A 19,933-nucleotide genomic window follows, 5' to 3' on the forward strand; every position below is an offset into this window, starting at 1 on the left:
CGCTGCGGTGACCCCGTTTAGCCGGTGTCGGACAAACCGGTAGGCGGTCCTAACAGGACGCGGGAGGCGGGGTTAACCCTCCGCCGGGAGGCGAACACAATCTGGGGGGGAAGCTTTTGCTCCCACGCTGTTAAGCGGTCCGTGCCGGTTGTGGTCTTCCGGTGCAGCACTCCCGTCCGGGTGGGACTCCCGGGCCTAGGTCCCCTCGACGGAGAATTTTGCCCCGCAAAGCTTGCCGGAATGAGGAAAGCATGCTCAGGCAAAATTCTCCGTCGTCGCCCTGCCCCTCGGAGGGCAAATCAAGTATCCGGAAAGGAGGCGAATACCTGGTCTGGGGGCCGGCTCGACTGAGATTTCAAAACGGTCGAGTTCTTTGAACCAGGATGTTCATGGCGCCAAACGCAACCGTAGATTTTGAGCCGATAGGCCTGCGGGTGAGGACAAAAGCGGGAAAGACTGTTTTAGCCGTGGCCCGGGAGGCCGGTCTGTCCCTAGGGGAAAAAGGGCTGGTGGCGCCCTGCGGCGGCCAGGGCATGTGCGGCAGGTGCCGCGTGAAGGTCAAAAGCGGCCCCGTCTCTCCTCCCAACGAGCGCAAGAAGGATCTGCTGGGCCCCGGTGAGCTTGAGGAGGGCTACCGGCTGGCCTGCCAGGTCACCATCCTCGGCTCCGTGAAGGTCGAGATACCGCCGGAGTCCATGGTCGGCGCGCAGAGGCTCCAGGTAGAAGGCCTGGAGCTAAAGGTGGGCCTTGAGCCGCCGGTCTTTCGCTGTGAAGTGGAACTTACGCCGACCAGTGTGGCCAACCCCCGCTCGGTCTGGCAGCAGCTTGCCGCAGGGCTGGAAGGACTCCTCGGGACCGGCGGCATCCGGGTAGACCTGGAGCTTGTCCGCCGGAAGCCGGCCCTGGCCCGGGAAGGGAGAGGCACGGCTTCCCTCAGGGAAAGGGAGGTCGTTAACTTTTTCTTTAACGGGAACGGGTCTCCCTCTCCTCCCGTGGGGCTGGCCGTAGACCTGGGGACGACAAAGGTGGCCGGCTTTCTCGTCAACCTGGAAACCGGGGAGACGCTGGCCGCTAAGGGCATCATGAACCGTTCCTACGTACGTAGACATACATACCCAAGGGTACGCATATCTACTGTACCTGAGGCGATCAGCTCGACCTCCGGCCGGAGTCTTGCAATAGTACCTGCCATATCTCAAACCCAAACTTTGCTCCCTCCGACCGACGCGGGGCGAACGGCCTTCCCCGCGGTTCGCGCCGGGGAATCCCACCCCGGAAGGAGAGCCGGAGCATCCGCAGCGCACCAGAACGCGCCAGTACGCCCTTCACCCGCTCCGCTCACTACCAGGGCCGCACATCATCAGGCAGTGCAGAAACACTACCTTCAGCCGGTGCCCGAGTAGGATAGGAGAGTCAATTCCCTCCCGCCCTCCTGCCCCTGTTAGGGGCCGCTTAAAACCTTGCGCCGGCCCGTCCTCCCCCATCAGGTGGGCGGTACGTGGTCCCGGGCATCCTCGCGGGTCCCCCGGGAAGCGTTGCCGCCGCCCTCAGGCGACCGCACCGGCGCAGGGAGAGTTCAAAAACCAAGAGTTAAAAACCGTCTGCGTAGAGCACGTCCACCCGGACGCCGAAGGCCGGGCCGCGCTTCAGTGCCCGGCATACCCGCCGCCAGTAGCTCCGCCGCGGAGTCCTTCCCCGCGGCGGCATCCTCAGGACGGCAACCTCCGGCGCCCGCTCCAGGCCTAAGCCCAGGCCACGTCGGGCTATCACACACGCCGCCGCACCGTGCGGGCTCAGCCCGTACCTGGCCATGAACTTCAGCTGCCCTATTGCCGACGTTGCAAACGGGTCCACGTGCCTCCCTTTCGGCTTCAGCAGCTCCACGCCCTCGCGCGAGCAGCAGGACTCGACCATCGCCCGGAACTTCCCGTAAACAAAGCCCGAAAGCATGCGCGCGTACCGGGAGCCGGATTCCCGCAAGGTCTGTTTCTTTGCGGAAAAATCTAGGTCCTCTATGGCCACCGGCTTCCCCTTTTCCTTCGCGTACAGGACAACCTCCTTGATTGCTTTACCCAAGGCCGCAGCTATTTGCCCCCTGCTCCGGTCCCTCATGGCTACGGGAACCTTGATCTCGTTTACCGGGTTGCCAAACCGGTCCACTTCGCCCGCCTGTATAAAGCCGTCGTTCAGGTCGATGCCCACCGCACCATTCCACCTGCTCGTTGAAGGCGCCGGGTCGTCCCGCTCCACCGTGGCAAAAAGGTACCAGGTCCCGTCCCGCCGCACGAAACGGTACGTGACCGCGCGGTAGATTTTCCGGCCCTTCACAACGCACACAGGCTCTTTGGCCCGGTCTAGGTGCTCCTGGCCATACGGAAAAACGACATCCCTCAGCAAAATGTGGCGCCCAAACTGCTCCCGGAACCGGTCCGGAACCCTAATCCGCAGCGTGTTGTCCCGGGCGTAAGTGCAGGTCTGGTTGCCACACGTTTCGTCCTCGGAGCCGAGCACCAGAAAATTGCCCGAACGCGCCTCACGCCAGGCAAGTAGCCACTCCGCGTGGTCCCGGAAACCGTTCGCCTCCAAATTGTGCTGGGCCTTGAAAAGCTCCCGGCCACCAAAACAGATGCGGCACAAGCCCGACTCCAGGTCCCTCCGCACCGCCTCCAGCTTGTGCCTCAGGTTCCTCAAGCGCCGCCTCTTCTGGTGAAGAACAAACCTTACCCACTTCAGACGCTTAACTTTCTTCTGCCACTTTTCCGAACGGGGTACCATCCCAGACAGGGACTTCAGCAACTTTTCACGCTCTTTTTCCTTCTTCTTGATGGCTCGTTCCACAGATTCGATGCGGCCCAGCAGGTCGCGCTCACGCCAGCGCAGACTCTCCCGAACGGAGTCCAGCAGCGCAGTTAAGTCCTTCACCAGGGAGTTGAACTGCCGGGCCGTAATGCCGTGCTCCGCAATGTACCTGCGCTTCAGTTCCTTCACCTGTAAGCCCTTAATGTGGCAATCCACGTAGAGTTTCCTTTCCAGGCGGCCGAAGTATTCGCCTACAGCCTCAAAGAAGGGGTAGCTTTCCCGGTCGTCAATCCGTGTCTGGTACGTGGCCAGCAGCTTCAAACACCTCCTTTACCTGCCTCACCACTTCCTCCTTCCTCTTGCTCCTGATGCCGTAAAGCTTACCGGCAAACGAAGTAACTATGACCAGCAGGTCCTCCACCAACTCCTCGTGCACCGTCTTGCGGTCCTCTTCCCCGTTTATTACGTGGACCTTCACACCGTGGCTCTCAAAGTATACCCTCAGGTAGTTGAAGCCGAAGCGGGTGAGCCTGTCCCTGTAGCTTACCGCCAGATCGGTAATCTTTCCCTCCCTGGCCAGCCCCATCAGCCTCATGAGACCCTTCCGCCTGTCGTTCAAGCCCGAGGAAACGTCGGTGACCACCAGAATATCGTCGAATAGCCTCGCATCGAACTTCTTCCTGACCGACTCAACCTGCCTGTCCAGGTCGCCCTTGACCTTCTGCTCGTGCGAGGAGACGCGGGCGTAGATGGCCAACACCCGCCTTCGGGGCGTGGGGGACTCTTCCTCGCCGAGTAACTTCTTCACCTCCGATTCGGGAACCCTCCTCCTACCCCCGGGCGTCCTGACCACCTTGATTTTACCCGCTTTGTCCCATCTCTGGAGCGTCTTTAAGGATACTCCTAAGAACCTGCACGCCTCGTGCAATGGATAAAGTTTTTCCATGGTGACTGCATTATACCACTTACTTCATCCTATGTCTACTTATTCAGTCAACTGCCGGCTACCCGCAGATCGCTTATGCGAGGACGTGATGGCCCGCCTGGCCTACGCCCTGGAAGGCGAGGAACATTACGCGCAGCTGCACCGGGCGGTGGTCGAAGGGTTAAACCGCCTCGCGCGCGAGCTGGCGGCGGCAGCGGGCCTCTCGCCCGAAAATATCGAAGAGGCCGTCGTGGTGGGCAACACCGCCATGCACCACTTGCTCTTCCGCCTTCCCGTGTCCCAGCTCGCCCGGGCCCCGTACGTGCCGGCACTGGCCGCCCCGCTAGAGGTCAAGGCGAGGGAGGTCGGGCTCCGGTTGGCGCCGGGCGCCTACGTCTACTCCCCGCCCGTCATCGGGGGCTTTGTGGGGGCAGATCACGTGGCCATGATCCTGGGAAGCAGGATTGACGAAGCGGACGGGGCAATCCTGGGGCTGGACGTGGGGACCAATATGGAAGTGGTTTTAAAGTACGGCGGGAAAATGATCTCCTGCTCCTGCGCCTCCGGACCCGCGTTTGAAGGGGCCCACATCTCCAGCGGCATGCGGGCCGTCGAGGGGGCCATCCAGGCCGTTAGGCTCAAGAACGGCGGACGCGAGGTGGAAGTGGAAACCGTGGGCGGCGGGAAGCCCCTGGGTATCTGCGGCTCGGGAATCCTGGACGCCGTGGCGGAGCTGTACCGGGCGGGGGTGATTGATTCCCGCGGCCACCTGGACAGGACGCACCCCCGCGTGCGCACCGGCAACGGCGGCCCGCCGGAATTTGTGCTCGTCACGGCAGACGAGAGCGGCACAGGCAGGGACATTACCGTTACCCAGAAAGACATCAGCGAGGTACAGCTGGCCAAGGCGGCCATCTCTGCGGGCACCAAGCTCTTGCTGCAGGCGGCGGGCCTCAGGTTGGAGGACGTGCAGGAGGTTGTGGTGGCCGGGGCCTTCGGCACCCACCTCAAAGTTTCCAGCGCCGTGGACATCGGTATGTTCCCGCCCCTCCCCGAGGCAGTTTACCGCCAGGTGGGCAACGCCGCGGGAACCGGGGCGCGGGCCATGCTGCTCTCCCGCACCGCCAGGAAGAGGGCGGAGGACCTCGCCGGGCAGGTGGGTTACCTTGAACTTACCGTGCAGCGTTCCTTTAATGAAACCTTCGCTTCCGCCCTTCCTTTCCCCGGGTCTTACCGTACCCCCACTAGTCGCCTGTGAACGCACAAGGCAAAAAAAGGCCCCGGGTCAAAGGCAAGCCGGGGCCTTTACTTGTTGCACTTGGCTAGCTGGTCCGTATTTCCTGGTGCATGAAGAAGTAATAGGCCAGGGCAAAGATAAGCATGGTCATGGCCAGCAGGCCTACCACATGGGGCCAGATGAGCAGCAGGCTCTGGCCCAGGGGCAGGAAGCCGGGTATGGCACCGGAAAGCTGCTGCACCATGACCGGCCCGAGGGTGCGCACGCCAGGGTTTAAAAGGGTTACGGTAGCCTCATCGTAGAGTACGGTCGGCGAGAGGCGGCTCAAGTTTTGCCTTACGACGGCGTTGCGCAGTTGCTGGACGGCGGGAGCGTCTTCCGGCGCAGGGAACAGGCCGTCGGCAACGATCCCGGCCAGCATCGGTTCAAAGATGGCAAAAAACAACCAGGTGGCCACGCCGGCCAGGGCGGACGTGGCCGTTTGGCGGAAGAGGAGCGAAAAGAAGAGGGACGCGCTGAGCCAGAAGGACACGTAAACGAGCGTGACCAGGAGGTAGAGCAGCATGCGCGCCAGCTCCTCTCCCCGCGGCGGCACGCCGATCATCACCAAGCCCAGGCCGGCTACAAGCAACCCCAGGGCCACAATCATGGTGGCCAGGACGATGATGCCGGCCAAAAATTTGCCGTTAATTACGTCATCGCGGTAAATGGGCTGGGACAGCAACCGGCCCAGGGTGCGCCTGTGGTACTCCCCGTTTATGGCATCAAAGCCCAGGGCCAGGCCTAGAAGGGGACCGAGAAAAGACATAAAAGAAATAAACGAAGGCAGTGAACTGCCGCCGGTGGTAAAGAGGCGCAGGAAAACGTAGGCCGTATCCTGCTCACCGACCGTCTCCCTGATGGTCAGGGCTCCCACGTAAAGGGCGGAAAGGCAGGCGGCGGCCACCAGGGAGAAAAGGATGCTCATGCGGGTGCTGCTGAAGTGGTCGGCCAGCTCTTTGGCCACTATCACTTTTAGCCCCCCGCTGCCGCGGAAGGCCTCGCGGCACCAGGAAGCAAGTTGCTGCAGCTTTCTGCGCCACCCGGTCATATCCTTCCCTCTCCCTGAAAGTATTCCAGGTAAATGTCGTCCAGGTCGTAGCCTCTGGCCCGCAGGTGAAGCAGGCTTATCCCCCTTTCCGCCAGGAGACCGGTTAGCCGGGGACGTATATCCTTACCCTTAGCGCACCGGAGGCGAATATAGGGCCCCTGCTTTTCCACCTTTTCCACACCCTCCAGGGATGCGAGGAGGGACAGCACCTCGCCGAACAGGGGCTCTACCTGCAGCTCGATTTCCAGCGGCTTGCCGGCCATGATCTGGCGACCGAGGCTTTCAATGGGGCCGGCAGCCAGCAGGGAGCCGTTAACAAAGATGCCCACGCGGTCGCAAACCTGCTGGACCTGGTGCAGGAGATGCGAGGAAATGAGGATTGTCTTCCCCTCTTCGCGGGAGAAGCGCGAAATTAACCCCAGTAGCTCCCGGATGCCCTCGGGATCTATGCCCAGAGTAGGCTCGTCCAGGATGATGATGCGGGGATCCTTTACGATGATGTCGGCAATACCCAGGCGCTGCCTCATCCCTCGGGAGAATTCCCTCACCCTGCGGTCGGCGTGGGCCCCCAACCCCACCTGTTCTAGCGCCGCCTCGACGCGCCTCTGGCCTTCTTCCCGGGGCAGGCGGTTCAGCCTGGCCGTGTAAAGGAGGTTTTCCCTTGCCGTCAGGTCGTCGTAAAAGCCGACGTTGTCCGGGAGGTAGCCCACGATCCTCTTTACGGCCAGCGGATTGCGCGTCGGGTCCAGGCCGGCCACGAGGGCCCGCCCTGCTGTGGGTTCCGTGAGGCCGAGGAGCATTAAAATGGTGGTTGTCTTCCCGGCCCCGTTGGGCCCCAAAAGGCCGAAGATTTCCCCCTCGTAAATTTCCAGGTTGAGGTTTTTAACAGCCGTTACCTGCCCGTACTGCTTAGTTAAATTTTCCGTGACGATAATTGGCCTCCGTGCACCCATAGCTTACCGCCGCCCGTACCTGTAAAAGAGCCAGGCCACACCGCCTACCACGGCCAGGACCATCAGTAGGCCCACGATGCCCCACAGGGTGGAAGTTTTTACGGTCACACGGAAGTTTGCCGCCGTGCTGGCCACCGGCGAACTGGCCCTTATGCTCACCACATAATCCCCGGCAATGGCCTCCCTGGCCGGCTTGATGTAGGCGACGACCTGCCGGCTCTCGCCCGCAGCAAGCACGTCGATTTTCTCGGGGTTAAAGGTAACCGCCCAGTTGGCAGGAGCAGTGGCGGAGAAGGTAACCCCCTGAATGTCGGAAGTCCCAGTGTTTTTAACGATAATGGTCAGCGGGCTTTCCGCCCCGGCCACGGCCTCGGCATTCAGCCGCTCGGTGGGCGTGGTTATTTCCAGGCTATAGGCGCCGGCAATGACCACCTTGAGCACCGTGCCGGCCTTGCTGAAGCTGGAAACGGCCTCGACGGGTATTTCATAGGTTCCCGCGGTAACGCCCTGGGGCGGCTTGATGGTCACGTCCAGGCCTTGGCTCTGGCCGGGTTTCAGGCTGATGCTGGCAATTTGCTTGTCCTCAAAGGCCGGACTGAAGGTCACCTGCCAGCCCGGCGGTGCCTGGGCGTTTAAGCTGTAAGAGCGCTCCTGAACGCCGCTGTTGGTCAGGTCCACGCGGAAGCGAAAGGTAGTGGTGGCCGTGCCGGTGAGCACCGGGTACTGGGTGGTCATCCTGTCGCCGCCGCTGGGCGTCTCCTTGATGACCAGCTGCAGGGGGAGGGTGGAACTGGCATCGGTTGCCGAGGCCTTTACCGTAAAGCGGTAGGTGCCCGGCTGTGCCCCCTGGGGAACCTCTACCTGAAATTCCAGCTTGACCGGATCGCCGCCGGCAAACACCTGGTTGACGATCATGCCGCCCCCCCTGAAGCTGGCGGGCCACCCCTGGGGAGCCGAGACCACCAGCAGGTCCACTTTCCTGGGGGCAGTGCTGCGCAGTTCCAGGGGAAAGGCCACCGTTTCCCCCGGCCGCACTTCAATCCCCGTAAAGGGCGTGTAAAGGAGCAGGCCGTCCCCGGCCACGGCGGCCGGCAAAAGCGGGCCGGCGAAGAGAAAGCATAAAAGCAGGGCAAGAGCGGCAGCCATTATACCTTGACGGACCACCTGGAACACCTCTTTTTTTATTTATTAAGAATGATTCACCAAAAGCCAACCGGAGTAAAACTTTTCTACGCGCTTTTTTGAAATCCTTCCCGACGCAAAACCTAGAGGACGCCGGGTATGATTAATAGGGTGCAGGAGGGGAGGCGTAGGGTGAACTGTTGCTCCTGCCGCTTTTACGGCGAGCTCAACGACTTTCTCCCGCCTAACAAAAAACAGGCCACCTTCCGCCATCTTTTTCACGGAGCGCCTGCAGTAAAGGACATTATCGAAGCCCTGGGAGTTCCCCACACCGAGGTGGGGCTCATTCTCATAAACGGGGAGCCGGCAGGGTTCTCCCGGAAAATTAAAGACGGGGACCGCCTCAGCGTTTACCCCTTTTTTACCTCCATCGATATTTCGCCCATAAGCGGCCTGCAGCCGTTTCCCCCGGAGAGAACCCGCTTTGTCCTCGACACACACCTCGGCAAGCTGGCCGTCTACCTGCGCATGCTGGGTTTTGATGCCCTGTACAAGAACGATTTCTCGGACGGGGACCTGGCAGAGATCTCCGCCAGAGAAGGCAGGATCCTCCTCACCCGCGACCGGGGACTGCTCAAGCGGAGCGCGGTGGTATACGGCTATCTGGTGCGGAGCGGCGATCCTGAAGGGCAACTCCTGGAGGTAATGAGGCGCTTTGCGCTTTTGCCCCTCGTGCGTCCTTTCAAGCGGTGCCTGCGTTGTAACCACGTCCTGGAAGACGTGGGCAAGGAGGAGGTCGCCGAACGCCTGCCGCCCAAAGTAAGGGAGCACTTCCACGATTTTCGTCTCTGCCGCCGCTGCGGGCGCGTTTACTGGAAAGGTTCGCATTACGAAAACATGGTAAAATTCCTCCGCCGGATCATGGCAACGTAAATGAGGCCAACCGTTTTTCCTTTGTGCAGGTAATCGCCCAAGCGTACAAGTAAGGGGGAGAAAACGCGTACTTTCTCCTCAAGGTGGCCTTCCTTTCCGAATGTCGGGGCCCTGGGGCCTAAAATTTTCGTTAGCACCGGCTAACGGCAGGGAAAGAAAGGGTTAAGATTACGTTAAATTTCAAAAGCCCTCTTAACCCAACCTTTACTAAAAAGTAACGGCAATTTAACCTTACCTTAAAACTCGCGCTATATAATAGGGCTAGCTTCAAAAAGCCTCATAAGGAGGGGTCCGAACTTGCAGAAAAAAGGGCAAGCGCTTTACCTTTTACTGGCCGTGGTGGCAGCAGCCCTCCTGCTCTCAGGGTGCGGGGGTACAAAGGGCCGGGGCGCTGCCCCGAGCGGGACAAAAGAGGAGCTGGCGGGCAGCATAACCGTCGTCGGCTCTACGGCCATGCAGCCGCTGGTTGAGCAAGCCGCCCAGCAGTTCATGCAAAAGCATCCCCGAGCGCGAATCGTTGTCCAGGGAGGGGGCAGCGGCACCGGGCTCTCCCAGGTAGCCGCCGGTGCGGCGCATATCGGCAACTCCGACATTTTTGCCGAGGAGAAGCAGGGTATCGACGCCTCCCAGCTTACCGACCATAAGGTATGTGCCCAGGGCTTTGCCCTTATTGTGCACCCGGCTGTAAACGTGGACGGCCTGAGCAGGCAGCAGATCAAGGATATTTTTACAGGGAAAGTTACCAACTGGAAGGAAGTCGGCGGCCCCGACCAAAAAATTGTCATCATTCACCGCCCTAAGGGCTCCGGGACGCGCGCCACCTTCGTGAAGTACGTCATGGAAGGCGTGGAAGACCGCGCCCAAGGAATGGAGCAGGACTCTTCCGGTGCCGTACGCAAGGTGGTTTCTGAAACCCCGGGTGCCATTTCCTACCTCGCGTTACCTTACGTGGATAAAAACGTCAAGGCCCTGAAGATTGACAGCGCGGAGCCCACAGTGGAAAACATCGCCACCGGCAAGTACCCCTTCTGGTCCTACGCGCACATGTATACCAAGGGCCAGCCCCAGGGCCTGGCAAAAGCCTTTATTGATTACATGCTGTCAGGGGAAGTTCAGGAGCAGATAGTGCCCAAGATGGGGTACATCCCCATCACCAAGATGAAAATCGAGCGGGATGCCAGGGGCAACATTACGCAAAAGTAGTTACCGCCTACAGCCGCTCCCCCCTATAAACGCCGGGGGCCGGAGGAAAGCCCCGGCCCCCGGTATTTTCAGCTTCCCCCGGCTACGGGAAAGCGGGCCTGCCGGGAGACAAATGCACCGGGAGGCTTACCTCACCCCCATGCCTCCCACCCCCGTGGTGGCGCGCGGCCTATACATGCCCGGGGTTTTTCCTGCACCTCGGCATATAAAGCCCGCACGCTCGGGCCTCCGGGTCGCCGCGGGTGAGCACCTCCGCAAGGCCCTCTCTTCCTGCCTCCTTTAACACTTCTACGGCGTGCAGCTCCTCCGGAACCGCCCTCTCCAGGGTACCGTAACGGGGAAGGCCAGCCACGCAGCCCCACCGCACCTCTTCCCTTCCCCGGACCCTGACCAGAAAACGGCAGTCCCGGCAGTGCTTTATCGCCTTTTCCCGCACCTCCGGCAGGATGATGCGGTGACCCTCCCACAGCCGGTTATCCCGCATACCGCACCCCCGCCCCCGTTAAAGACGCCGCCCGGAAAATGGCCCTCTCCCCGAACCTGCTGCGGATGTAGTCGCAGGCTCGCTCGGCCCTCTCCCACTTCTCCCTTCCCTCAAAAAGGGTGAGCTGTCGCGGGGGGCCAGCAGTCAGCCCGGCCAGGGCCACCCCCACCGTGCGCACGGGCCAGCCCTCCGGCCAGTGCCGTTCCAGTAATTCCACCGCCGCCCGGTAGACGTCCGCAGCCAGGTCGGTGTACGCGGGAAGGGTCTTCATACGCGAAAGATAAGCAAAATTAGCGTCCTTTAAGGACAGCACCACAGTCCTGCCCGCGTAACCCCCGCCCCTGGCCCTTTCGGCCACCTTCTCGGCCAGCTCCAGGATGACCACCTTTATCTCCGCAAGCCGGTAGTAGTCCCGGGGCAGGGTCACCTGCTGCCCGATGCTCTTGACCCTTTCCAGCGAGTGCGGGTCGACGGGGCTTTCGTCGATGCCGTTGGCGCACCGCCAGAGGACCTCCCCGTAGACCCCGAAGCGCATCCGCAGGATCCTCACCGGAAAGTTGGCCAGATCGCCGATGGTGTGGATGTTCAGGAACTTTAAGTGCCGCTCGTAGCGGGGGCCGACGCCGAAAAGCTCCCTCACCGGCAAGGGCCAGAGGCGTGCGGGCACGTCCTCATAGCCCAGTACCGTGAGGCCGTCGGGTTTCTGCAGCTCCGCCGCCATCTTGGCCAGGAGCTTGTTCGGCCCGATGCCGATGCTGCACGTCACGCCCACTTCCTCGCGGATGCGCCTTTTGAGGGCCAGGGCTATGTCTACCGGGGAACCGAAGAGCTTCTGGCAGCCGGTGACGTCCAGGAAGGCTTCGTCGATGGAAAACGGCTCCACCAGGGGCGTGAAGTCCCGCATGATGCGCAGGATGCGGGTGGAAAAGTGCACGTAGAGGTGGTGCTGGGGCTTTATGAAGATGCCCTCCGGGCACAGCCGCCGGGCCTCGTAAACGGTCATGCCGGTTTTCACGCCCCTGGTCTTGGCCTCGTAGCTGGCCGCCAGCACCACCCCGTGGCGCCTCTCCGGGTCGCCGCCTACAACGACCGGTTTCCCCCTCAGGGAGGGATCCAGGGCCTGGTGGACGCTGGCAAAAAAGGAGTTCATGTCGGCAAGGAGAATGGCCCTCTCCAAAGCGAAAACCCCCTCGACAGAGAACGTGTGTTTGGCACTATCTTTAACCAAACGCGTGTTCTTTGTCAAGGGGGTTAGTACTTGCGGAGGAGGGACAAGACTTTGCCCAGGACTTCCGCCTTATCAATGATGATTGGCTCCATCATGCTGTTTTCGGGCTGCAACCTGACGCATCCGTTTTCCGTGACCTCCTCCCCCCAATAAATTGGGGAGCATCCGGGAGCGGCTAGGCTCCGGAGGCCAGGGCCATATTATTATGTACCCTGGAGGTTTCCGTATACCACCTTCCCCAAGGGGCGCGGCGGTACACGGCACGCACAGTGAAGCCTTCCGGCCTAACCGGCGGCCGGGCCAACTCGGCAAGGATTTTGTTGAGCAGGTTCACGGCAGAGTTCTCGTCACGGCCCACTATGAGCCCGCACTTAGGGCAGCAGTAAACCCGCACCGAGGGGCCGAGCTTCTGCCGGTGCCCGCAACGGCTGCACCGCTGGGTGCTGTAGCGCTCGTCGGCACTCTTCACATACCTGTCCCGCAGATGGCACTTGTAGGACAGGCGGCCGAGGAGTTTCACCAGCGGCCAGTCGTTCTGCACCGCGCGGTTGATTTTTGCGTTACCCTTCCCTTTGGCGGGATCCTTCGACACCATGCCCTGCTTGTCGGGCTTGCCGACCACGATGATATCCCACGGCCCTTCGGCAAGGAGCTTGGAGATGGCATGCAGTTCCTGGTCAGCTTGCGCCCTGCGGCGCCGGTACAGCTCGTCCAGCACCTTGTTTAAATGCTTCCAGCGGCGAGAACCCCTCCTGCACCGGTCGCGCAAAGATTTAACCCGGCCTATCTGCTTGTTGAAGTAAGCGTTGATGCTGTTAGTGCGGGAGTGGACCTCCACCAGCAGGCCGGAGTCGTCCGCCCCGGTGGGGAACACCTTCCGCCCGGGGTCGAAGGCAACCACCTGCAGGGGCCGCTCTTCCTGCTCCGACCTGACCTCCGCCCAGTAGGTGACGTTGGCATAGAAAGCATCGCTTTTGCGGTCGTGGCTGAGGGTGAGGCTGTGGATTTCTGCGGGGATGTGCCTTGCCCCTGCTATGGCTATGCGCTCCCGCCTTCCCTGCCCGCCGGAAAGCACCACCTACCGCCCCCCAGGGCAAACCCGCTCTGGACGTAGCAAAGCGTAAAGAAATAGCGGGAGCTCTTGAACCGCGGCGGGCGGGCCGTTTCCTCCCGGCCGTTTGCCCGCTAGCTCCTCAGCCGCCCGAAGAAAGAGTTGAAGTTCTTCTGCACCAGCCGCAGCACTTCCTGGGCCACCAGGCTGTAGAGCATCTTGAACTCCGGAAAAGCCTCTTTAAGTTCCACCAGCTGGGCGTTTTGTTGTGCGTAGGTGATGCCCGGCCTGGTGTGGTGGTAGCGCAACCAGTGCCAGCGCCGCTGCTCCAGGGCCAGGTTGTACAGCCTGGTGGCCGCGCGGCTCATCTCCCACAGCCACTCCTTCTGTTCGGGCGTGGGGGCCAGCTTGAGCTTAGCCGTGAGGAGGATCTTTTCCATCTCGTTCACCTTCCGGGTATATGGTAGCACTTCCTGTGCCAGGCGTAAATACCGGAGCGAGGGGGTCCGTGCGACGAGCAATTTTGCCTCGGGAGCTTACTGGAAAGGGTAAGAGCTAACGCAGCAAAATTGCTCGTCGTATCCCCTCAATAAATTGAGGGGGATTACAGCCCCCTCGCGCTCTCCCATTTCTCTAAAAATGTACTAAAAAATTTGTGCTTCCCGCCTGGTCAGCTCCATTGCCTACCACCTGCCTTGGGCAGATTATACCACCGAAAGCGCGTTTTGTGAACTGGCGTTTGGCCTGCCCCCGCAAAAAATCTCAATTTTTCAAAAGCGATCTCAGAAAAGGATTTCCGGTCCACATAAAAGAATGTTAAACTCAAAACCCAGCGAGGGAACATTTTAAGGATGGGTCTGAAGGAGAAGGTAGCGCGCGCTTTTGCCCTCAACCTGCTCATCTTTGTTTTTTTGTTTCTCGGGTGCTCGCTCTTCCTCGGCAGGTATGTGCTTGGCAACTGGGAGAGGAGGGAAGTTCTTCAGGCTGGCGAACGTGCCGTTGCTGCCCTGGAAAAAGAAGTGGCGGAGCTCCAGAAATCCGTCACCGATTGGGCAGTCTGGGACGAATCCTACGTTTTCGTGAGCGAAAGGAATCCCGACTTCGTGGAAAGGAACCTCGTGGACAACGTCTTCGAGATCCTCGACCTCAACTACATAGCTTTCCTGAACGCCGAAGGTGGCGTGGTCTACGCCAGGGGGTTCGATCCCCGGGTTAGGAGGGACCTGCCTATCCCTCAGGAGGTGCTCGGCCTGAAACCCCCTCCGGGAGAAGCCGCCGCCGGGCTTTTGAAAACGCAGGGGGGGCCGCTCCTCGTCGCATGCCACTCGATCCTGAGGAGTGACGGCTCCGGGCCTCCCCGCGGGCGGCTTGTTTTCGGCCGCATCCTGAAGGAAAAGGACGTAGAAAAAATCTCGGGGTCTGCCGGCTTCCCTCTCTCGCTCACTTATGCGAATGAAGTAAACTTGATAAGTATGGAGCCACTGAAATTTTCAAAGAGCGAAGAACCCGTGTACTTCAAAAGGCTTTCGGGCGCGGAGACCTCCTGCCTCATCCCGGTCAACGACATTGGTGGCCGCACTTCCTTCTTCCTGCAGGGCACCCTTCCAAGGAGCGCCTACAGGTTCCTGCTGGGCGTATACTTCGTTTACGGTTCCCTCTTCGTACTTATCATGGCAGTTGCCTTCGGCACGACCCTCAACTGGGTCAACTGCACCGTGGTGCGTAGGGTCCTCACGCTGGTACACTCCTTTAAGAAGATGGCGGAAGGGCCGCTTTCCGAAGTGCGCGTGCCCGTCCTGAAAGACGACGACGAGCTGGCGTTCCTTTCCCTGGAAGTGAACAGGCTCCTGTCCAAGCTGAAAGATTCCCAGCAGGACCTGGCCGACAAGGAGAGAAAGTGCACCGCAGTGATCGAAAACGCCGCCGAGGCCATCCTGGTCGTCCAGGAGGGTTCGGTAGTTTACACCAACAGAGCTACCGCTGAGCTTCTGGGCTATACCCCTCAGGAGTTGCAGTCGCAACCCTTCTCCCTCCTCATTCACCCCGAGGATAGGGAACGCGTGGAAAAGCAGGTGGGCAAGCTCTTGGAGGGAGCGGGCGGCTCCACCAAGATCACCTTCAGGGTGATCACGAAAAACGGCGAGTCCAAGTGGGCGGAGGCGAACGCGGCGGCCATGGATTGGGAAGGCCGACCTGCCACCCTATACTTCATTTCCGACATCACATCACGCAAGATCCTCGAGGAAGAGATCGAAAGGCTGCTGAGAGAAAAATCGCTTATCTTGGACAGCCTCACCGAGTTGGTGCTTTTCCTCGACAGGGACATGCACGTCATCTGGGCCAACCGGGCCGCCGCGCAATCCGTAAACAAAAGGCCGGAGGAACTTTACGGCGGCAAGTGTTACGAAATATGGCACGGCAGGAACACCCCGTGCCAGGGCTGCCCGGTAGTACGTGCAATTTCAACGGGCGAATTCTGCTCCGGAGAGACGACCTCTCCGGATGGGCGTCACTGGAGCATATCCGCCACGCCGGTGAAGGACGACTCCGGAAACGTAGTGGGCGTGGTGGAGACGACCCTGGATATCACCGAGCGCAAGCGCTACGAAGAGCAGCTCAGGTACCTGAGCCTGCACGATCCCCTCACCGGGCTCTACAACCGTGCGTTCTTCCAGGAGGAGCTAAAGCGGCTCGAAGCCAGCCGCGAGTACCCCATTACCATACTGGTGGCCGACCTTGATGGGCTAAAGCTCATAAACGATACCCTCGGTCATACCTTCGGCGACGAGATGTTGAAAGCATGTGCCCAAATCCTCAGGAACTGCATGCGCCGGGAGGACGTCCTTGCCCGTATAGGCGGGGACGAATTCGCGGCCATACTTCCCAAAACCGATGCGGAAACTGCCGCCAGGGTGGCCGAGCGGGTGCTTCAGGCTTGCCAGGAACACAACCAGCAGCATCCGGAGCTGCCGGTTTATCTTTCCATCGGCCACGCCACTTCCCTTACCAGGCGCGAGCCGCTCCAGGAGACCTTTGTGAGGGCCGACGACCTAATGTACCGCCACAAGCTTCTCCACAAGACATCCGTCAAGAGCCGGATCGTGGACACGCTGGTTGCCAGCCTCGAAGAAAAGGACTTCTTTTCCACCGGTCACGCCAGGAGAATGGAAGAGCTCTGCCTGAGGTTGGGCCAGCGGTTAGGTTTGTCCCCATATCAGCTGGATAAGTTATCTTCCCTGGCCAGGGTCCACGACCTCGGCAAGGTGATCGTGCCGGACCACATCCTGTACAAGGAAGGGCCCCTGGACGAAAACGAGTGGGAACTGGTGCGCCAGCACCCCGAAAGAGGTTACCGCATAGCCCTCTCTTCCCCAGAGCTATCCGACATGGCGGACCTCATCCTCTATCACCACGAGTGGTGGAACGGCCAGGGATACCCACTCGGTCAGAAAGGTGAAGAGATTCCCCTGGAGTCTCGCATCCTGGCCATCGTTGATGCCTTCGAAGTCATGACCAGCGGCAGGCCGTATAAGAAAGCGGTAAGCCAGGCAGAGGCCCTACTCGAGCTGAGAAGGTGCGCGGGAAGCCAATTTGACCCCGAACTGGTGGATCACTTTATTGCTTTGGTTCAGAATTGATGTGCGCTATCTGGATAGGGCATGTAAAAACCGGGTGCCAGTAAAGGTAGAGCACCCGGTTTTTTCCTTACGATTCCGTACCTCAAAGCAATTCTTTGGTGTCTCTTCCGCAAATCTCTAGTGCACGGCGTTGTACGCGTTTGCCCGCCCGTGAGCCCAGTACATACCGGTGCCGGCTATCCGGTCGGCGCTCATCTCAATCCGCTTCCGTACTGCAAGGTTGGAGGTTCCGTACTTGGAAGCCCAAACCAGAGCAGCTATCCCGGAAACATGGGGCGCGGCTACGGAGGTGCCATCCAGAATGCCGTAGTCTCTGACTCCGAGGTAATCTCCGATAAGGCTGGAGTGGTTTGGAAGGGTAGAAAAGATGCTAACGCCGGGAGCTGCTACGCTCACCCACTTCCCGTAGCTGGAGAAAGCGGCTTTCTGATCGCTCGCATCCGTAGCGGCCACAGCAATGCAGTTCTTGTACTTTGCAGGGTATAAGGGCTGGGCAGTGCTGTTGTTTCCCGCCGCCGCCACCAGCACCGCGCCTCTGGACCAAGCGTAGTTAACCGCTTGCTCGAGAGTTCTGGACGGCTGCGTTCCACCCAGACTCATGTTGATTACCTTTGCTCCGTGTTCCACTGCCCAGATAATCCCTTCGGATATCCAGCTGTAATACCCATTTCCCGCATCGTCGAGGACCTTTACGTTCATCAGAGATGCATTGTATGCCGTACCGGCTATGCCTTTCTCGTTGTTGCCAACAGCCGCGGCAATCCCTGCCACATGGGTACCGTGACCAAATAAATCGTCAACTGTTTGGCTGGTTGTAAAGTTAATATTGGCTACAATCTTGCCAGCCAGGTCTTCGTGATCCTGGTCGATTCCGGTATCCAGGATGGCAATAATCACCGACGGTTCGCTGGCAGTAACATCCCACGCTTCGGGCGCGTCGATGTCTGCATCGGGTTTCCCGCCGGTCTGTCCGGTGTTGTTCATGTCCCATTGCCTGGAGAAGTATGGGTCGTTGGGAATTCCCATCGCCCTGGCTACGTAGTCCGGCTCCGCATATTCAACTAAATCTTCTTTCTGGTACGCCGCAGCCTTTTCCTCCGCTTTCCCTGCGAGAACCTCCACTACTTGCACATCTAGCACCGGAATCTCCTTGACCACCCTGCCCCCGCACTTGCTATGGATGTTCCTCTTACTTGCCTCACTTACGCCAGGCTTGAACTTTACAACTACTCGATCAGCTTTATCAGCTTTCTGCCCGTCTATTACAGGAGGTAAAGCCGCACCTGCTGGCAGAGGGACAAGCATAGCGGCCAAACCGAAGAACGCTCCTATAACGGTGGTGAGTAATTTTTTCCAACCCAAATTCTCAGCCCCCTCGGAGGTTACTCCTTAAAATTTTACCATAGCAAGCTTAGCCAAGCCAGTAGATTTTTGTTCGATAGCAGAAGGTAATGGCCGTACCCCGCTGGGGTCCCCATGAAAAGCGTACATGAGGATGTCCTAAACGTCGTGGAATTTCGGTAGCGCCCTTTTTCGCGTTTTTTAGGCTGTTTTCATTGCCATGGATTTAGTGTCGCGAAGCTAGTCACAAACTGCTCGTATGAAAGCCCTCCCTTGCCTTTGCCATTCAAATGGTAGGTGATATCTTAACTGCATGCGAATCGTAAATTGGAAATCACTCCCGGTCAATAAAGAAGTGGGCGAACTTGGACGCAAAACTCCGAAACCTTTTTCCTAGCTTTGGTCCCTTTCCCAAACTCTCTATGAGATCGGGAGAAAGGGGTGCTGCCGTACCTTCCAAAAGATCCTATGCACGTGCATCGCGACTTCTACCATGGCGTACACCTGGGTCCAGTAGAGGACGTTAATGGCTGCCACTTTAAGCAGGGTCGATTTGAAATCGAAGCCGGGAAAAAACTGTGCAAGGGAGTCCAGTGCCTCATCCACAGACTGCCATAACTCGCAGTAGTGGTACAGCTCCAATGCAGCTTCCACCTGCGGGTGCGTGAGAGGAAAATGCCAAATTTTTGTAGCTCACCTACCACAGCACCCCTTTTCCCCAGGACCATTGGTGGTAGCTATGTTTTGCGGGCTTTCTCCTGGACTTGTATCTTCAGCAGCGCCTCCACATCTTCCCTCCTGCACCGCTTCTGGCCCGTGGGCAGACGGAGGGTAACTGGGATCACGGCTATTTTTCTGCCACAGCCGCCTCAACCTTCAATCCGAGGCACCGCTCGCTTGTCATTTCCCTAGCTCTGCTCCGGCCTTGCTGAACTAGAACTAGCACCGCAGTTCGCTCCCTTTCGTCAGATTTTCCCGCCCAGATTAAACCACTACCGGGGAAAAGCGTCAAGAAAAGCCTTGTCGAACAATGTCGGCAGGGCCGGTTTCCCTCTGTTTGCATCAGGTTAACTCAACTCAAAGATTTCTCGCCGGACTGACCGCCACACTTGAAGTATCACAAGTTCTCTTCTGCTGACCACACATCGCCATCCACAGCCAGGTTTATGCCCTCAGGAGGACGCAGGCGCACCATCCCGTTCCGGCGTTCAACTACCCAGAGCACTTCCTCCGGCAGGTTCCATTCGCCACTTTGAGCAGCGTTTCCGTGGCCGTAATAGTGCGCTCCTTGCCGCAGCCTTACCTGTTTCATTTTTGCTATCAAATTCTATCAGAAGATAGTGCCTTGATAGCAAAGCAGGCCGAAAGTTCACGCTCTCCGAGGGGCCGGGTTGAACCCGCCCATCCGGCTGGCAGGATGAGCGGACCGCGGGCTTCTGGAGTCCCGCCCGAAACAGTCACCCCGAATCGCAAAGACTTCATCCGGCAACACGAAGGCCACCGTCTTTCCATGCAAGCCCGGAGCTTCCAAACGGCGGGGTGGTTCTGACGCCCCGCCTGCAAGGGCTCCCACCCGGAAGGCCGGAAACCGCTTGCCAGCCCCCCAGAGCGGCGTCTGCCGCGCACCCCAGAAGGACCACCCGGCGGTGCTCAGGGTTTCTTACCCTTCATCGTCAAAGCCCGCCTTCGCGTGCACCCCAAGCCAGCCAGCGCACGTTCCGGCGGCGCTTTCTCCCGCCGGGCCGCTTCCCGGCCCACACGCCCCGGGACATCCGGAGCAAAACAACCGCGGCCCAAAGGACTAGACCGCGCTGCTTTCGAAATAGCGACGCAACAAAATCTCTTTCACCCTGCTCTTGGATGTGTACCGCGTTATCTCCTCATCGTGCAGCCTGGCCTTCAGGTTCATCGCGGCCACCTGGTCGGCAT

Annotated in this window: 16 protein-coding genes; 5 read left to right on the forward strand and 11 right to left on the reverse strand. The window is 59.6% G+C overall.

Going from position 1 to position 19,933, the window contains the following annotated elements:
- Positions 1-389 precede the first annotated feature (389 nt).
- Positions 390-1,403, forward strand: a complete 1,014-nt coding sequence (locus tag G454_RS18970; RefSeq protein WP_169719355.1) for a 2Fe-2S iron-sulfur cluster-binding protein — start codon at positions 390-392, stop codon at positions 1,401-1,403.
- A 187-nt stretch (positions 1,404-1,590) separates the two neighbouring features.
- On the opposite strand, the gene G454_RS0111955 is transcribed toward G454_RS18970, so the two are convergent.
- Together G454_RS0111955 and G454_RS0111960 are read right to left on the reverse strand one after the other, a co-directional pair.
- Positions 1,591-3,120: a transposase gene (locus G454_RS0111955; protein WP_035107734.1), complete on the reverse strand. Its 1,530-nt coding sequence runs from the start codon at positions 3,118-3,120 to the stop codon at positions 1,591-1,593.
- Positions 3,086-3,745 (reverse strand): IS607 family transposase, encoded by a 660-nt coding sequence (locus G454_RS0111960; protein ID WP_027718817.1) that lies wholly within the window; start codon positions 3,743-3,745, stop codon positions 3,086-3,088. Before G454_RS0111960 ends, G454_RS0111955 begins: the two co-directional genes overlap by 35 nt.
- 31 nt (positions 3,746-3,776) lie before the next feature.
- Between G454_RS0111960 and G454_RS18975 the strand changes: the two genes are divergently transcribed.
- Positions 3,777-4,982 carry an ASKHA domain-containing protein gene (locus G454_RS18975; RefSeq protein WP_245574396.1) on the forward strand — a complete coding sequence of 402 codons (1,206 nt, stop codon included), beginning with the start codon at positions 3,777-3,779 and terminating at the stop codon, positions 4,980-4,982.
- 64 nt (positions 4,983-5,046) lie between these two features.
- Here G454_RS18975 and G454_RS0111970 read toward each other — a convergent pair whose 3' ends face one another.
- From G454_RS0111970 to G454_RS0111980, 3 genes are read right to left on the reverse strand one after another with little or no spacing between them, the layout of a single operon-like run.
- On the reverse strand, positions 5,047-6,051 hold the full coding sequence (locus tag G454_RS0111970; RefSeq protein WP_084413479.1) for an ABC transporter permease: 1,005 nt from the start codon (positions 6,049-6,051) through the stop codon (positions 5,047-5,049).
- Entirely contained in the window at positions 6,048-7,004 is a 957-nt protein-coding gene (locus G454_RS0111975) for an ABC transporter ATP-binding protein (RefSeq protein ID WP_027718819.1), read from the reverse strand. The genes G454_RS0111970 and G454_RS0111975 overlap by 4 nt, the downstream gene beginning before the upstream one ends.
- Before the next feature lie 3 nt (positions 7,005-7,007).
- Positions 7,008-8,168 (reverse strand): COG1470 family protein, encoded by a 1,161-nt coding sequence (locus G454_RS0111980; RefSeq protein ID WP_156896762.1) that lies wholly within the window; start codon positions 8,166-8,168, stop codon positions 7,008-7,010.
- Between the two features lie 117 nt (positions 8,169-8,285).
- Between G454_RS0111980 and G454_RS0111985 the strand changes: the two genes are divergently transcribed.
- Both G454_RS0111985 and G454_RS0111990 read left to right on the forward strand, forming a co-directional pair.
- Entirely contained in the window at positions 8,286-9,059 is a 774-nt protein-coding gene (locus G454_RS0111985; RefSeq protein ID WP_051276335.1) for a Mut7-C RNAse domain-containing protein, read from the forward strand.
- Positions 9,060-9,356: 297 nt separating this feature from the next.
- Complete coding sequence (locus tag G454_RS0111990) at positions 9,357-10,262, forward strand: phosphate ABC transporter substrate-binding protein (RefSeq protein WP_027718822.1); 906 nt, start codon at positions 9,357-9,359, stop codon at positions 10,260-10,262.
- Between the two features lie 169 nt (positions 10,263-10,431).
- Here G454_RS0111990 and G454_RS0111995 read toward each other — a convergent pair whose 3' ends face one another.
- The 4 genes from G454_RS0111995 to G454_RS21505 all read right to left on the reverse strand — a co-directional run bounded on the left by G454_RS0111995 (position 10,432) and on the right by G454_RS21505 (position 13,465).
- The gene (locus G454_RS0111995; RefSeq protein WP_027718823.1) at positions 10,432-10,746 is read right to left on the reverse strand and encodes a hypothetical protein; all 315 of its coding nucleotides are present in this window, start codon (positions 10,744-10,746) and stop codon (positions 10,432-10,434) included.
- A complete protein-coding gene (gene dinB, locus G454_RS0112000; protein WP_027718824.1) occupies positions 10,736-11,923 on the reverse strand; it encodes a DNA polymerase IV in 1,188 nt (395 codons plus the stop codon). The genes G454_RS0111995 and dinB overlap by 11 nt, the downstream gene beginning before the upstream one ends.
- A gap of 226 nt (positions 11,924-12,149) precedes the next feature.
- Positions 12,150-13,049 (reverse strand): RNA-guided endonuclease InsQ/TnpB family protein, encoded by a 900-nt coding sequence (locus G454_RS18980; protein ID WP_156896763.1) that lies wholly within the window; start codon positions 13,047-13,049, stop codon positions 12,150-12,152.
- Between the two features lie 110 nt (positions 13,050-13,159).
- Positions 13,160-13,465, reverse strand: coding sequence for a helix-turn-helix domain-containing protein (locus G454_RS21505; RefSeq protein WP_169719356.1), 306 nt, complete (start codon positions 13,463-13,465; stop codon positions 13,160-13,162).
- A gap of 411 nt (positions 13,466-13,876) precedes the next feature.
- Here G454_RS21505 and G454_RS20500 point away from each other — a divergent pair, with 411 nt between their 5' ends.
- A complete protein-coding gene (locus G454_RS20500) occupies positions 13,877-16,663 on the forward strand; it encodes a diguanylate cyclase domain-containing protein (protein WP_051276338.1) in 2,787 nt (928 codons plus the stop codon).
- Between the two features lie 117 nt (positions 16,664-16,780).
- On the opposite strand, the gene G454_RS0112020 is transcribed toward G454_RS20500, so the two are convergent.
- Positions 16,781-18,025 (reverse strand): S8 family peptidase, encoded by a 1,245-nt coding sequence (locus G454_RS0112020; protein ID WP_027718826.1) that lies wholly within the window; start codon positions 18,023-18,025, stop codon positions 16,781-16,783.
- Between the two features lie 399 nt (positions 18,026-18,424).
- Positions 18,425-18,646, reverse strand: a complete 222-nt coding sequence (locus G454_RS20505; protein ID WP_027718827.1) for a hypothetical protein — start codon at positions 18,644-18,646, stop codon at positions 18,425-18,427.
- Positions 18,647-19,933: the final 1,287 nt, after the last annotated feature.

It is taken from the genome of Desulfovirgula thermocuniculi DSM 16036, from assembly GCF_000429345.1.
GTDB lineage: Bacteria > Bacillota > Desulfotomaculia > Desulfotomaculales > Desulfovirgulaceae > Desulfovirgula > Desulfovirgula thermocuniculi.

Coding starts and splice junctions, on each gene's coding strand:
- G454_RS18970 (WP_169719355.1), top strand. CDS start 390: ATGGCGCCAAACGCAACCGTAGATTTTGAGCCGATAGGCCTGCGGGTG.
- G454_RS0111960 (WP_027718817.1), bottom strand. CDS start 3,745: ATGGAAAAACTTTATCCATTGCACGAGGCGTGCAGGTTCTTAGGAGTA.
- G454_RS18975 (WP_245574396.1), top strand. CDS start 3,777: ATGTCTACTTATTCAGTCAACTGCCGGCTACCCGCAGATCGCTTATGC.
- G454_RS0111970 (WP_084413479.1), bottom strand. CDS start 6,051: ATGACCGGGTGGCGCAGAAAGCTGCAGCAACTTGCTTCCTGGTGCCGC.
- G454_RS0111975 (WP_027718819.1), bottom strand. CDS start 7,004: ATGGGTGCACGGAGGCCAATTATCGTCACGGAAAATTTAACTAAGCAG.
- G454_RS0111985 (WP_051276335.1), top strand. CDS start 8,286: ATGATTAATAGGGTGCAGGAGGGGAGGCGTAGGGTGAACTGTTGCTCC.
- G454_RS0111995 (WP_027718823.1), bottom strand. CDS start 10,746: ATGCGGGATAACCGGCTGTGGGAGGGTCACCGCATCATCCTGCCGGAG.
- G454_RS21505 (WP_169719356.1), bottom strand. CDS start 13,465: ATGGAAAAGATCCTCCTCACGGCTAAGCTCAAGCTGGCCCCCACGCCC.
- G454_RS20500 (WP_051276338.1), top strand. CDS start 13,877: ATGGGTCTGAAGGAGAAGGTAGCGCGCGCTTTTGCCCTCAACCTGCTC.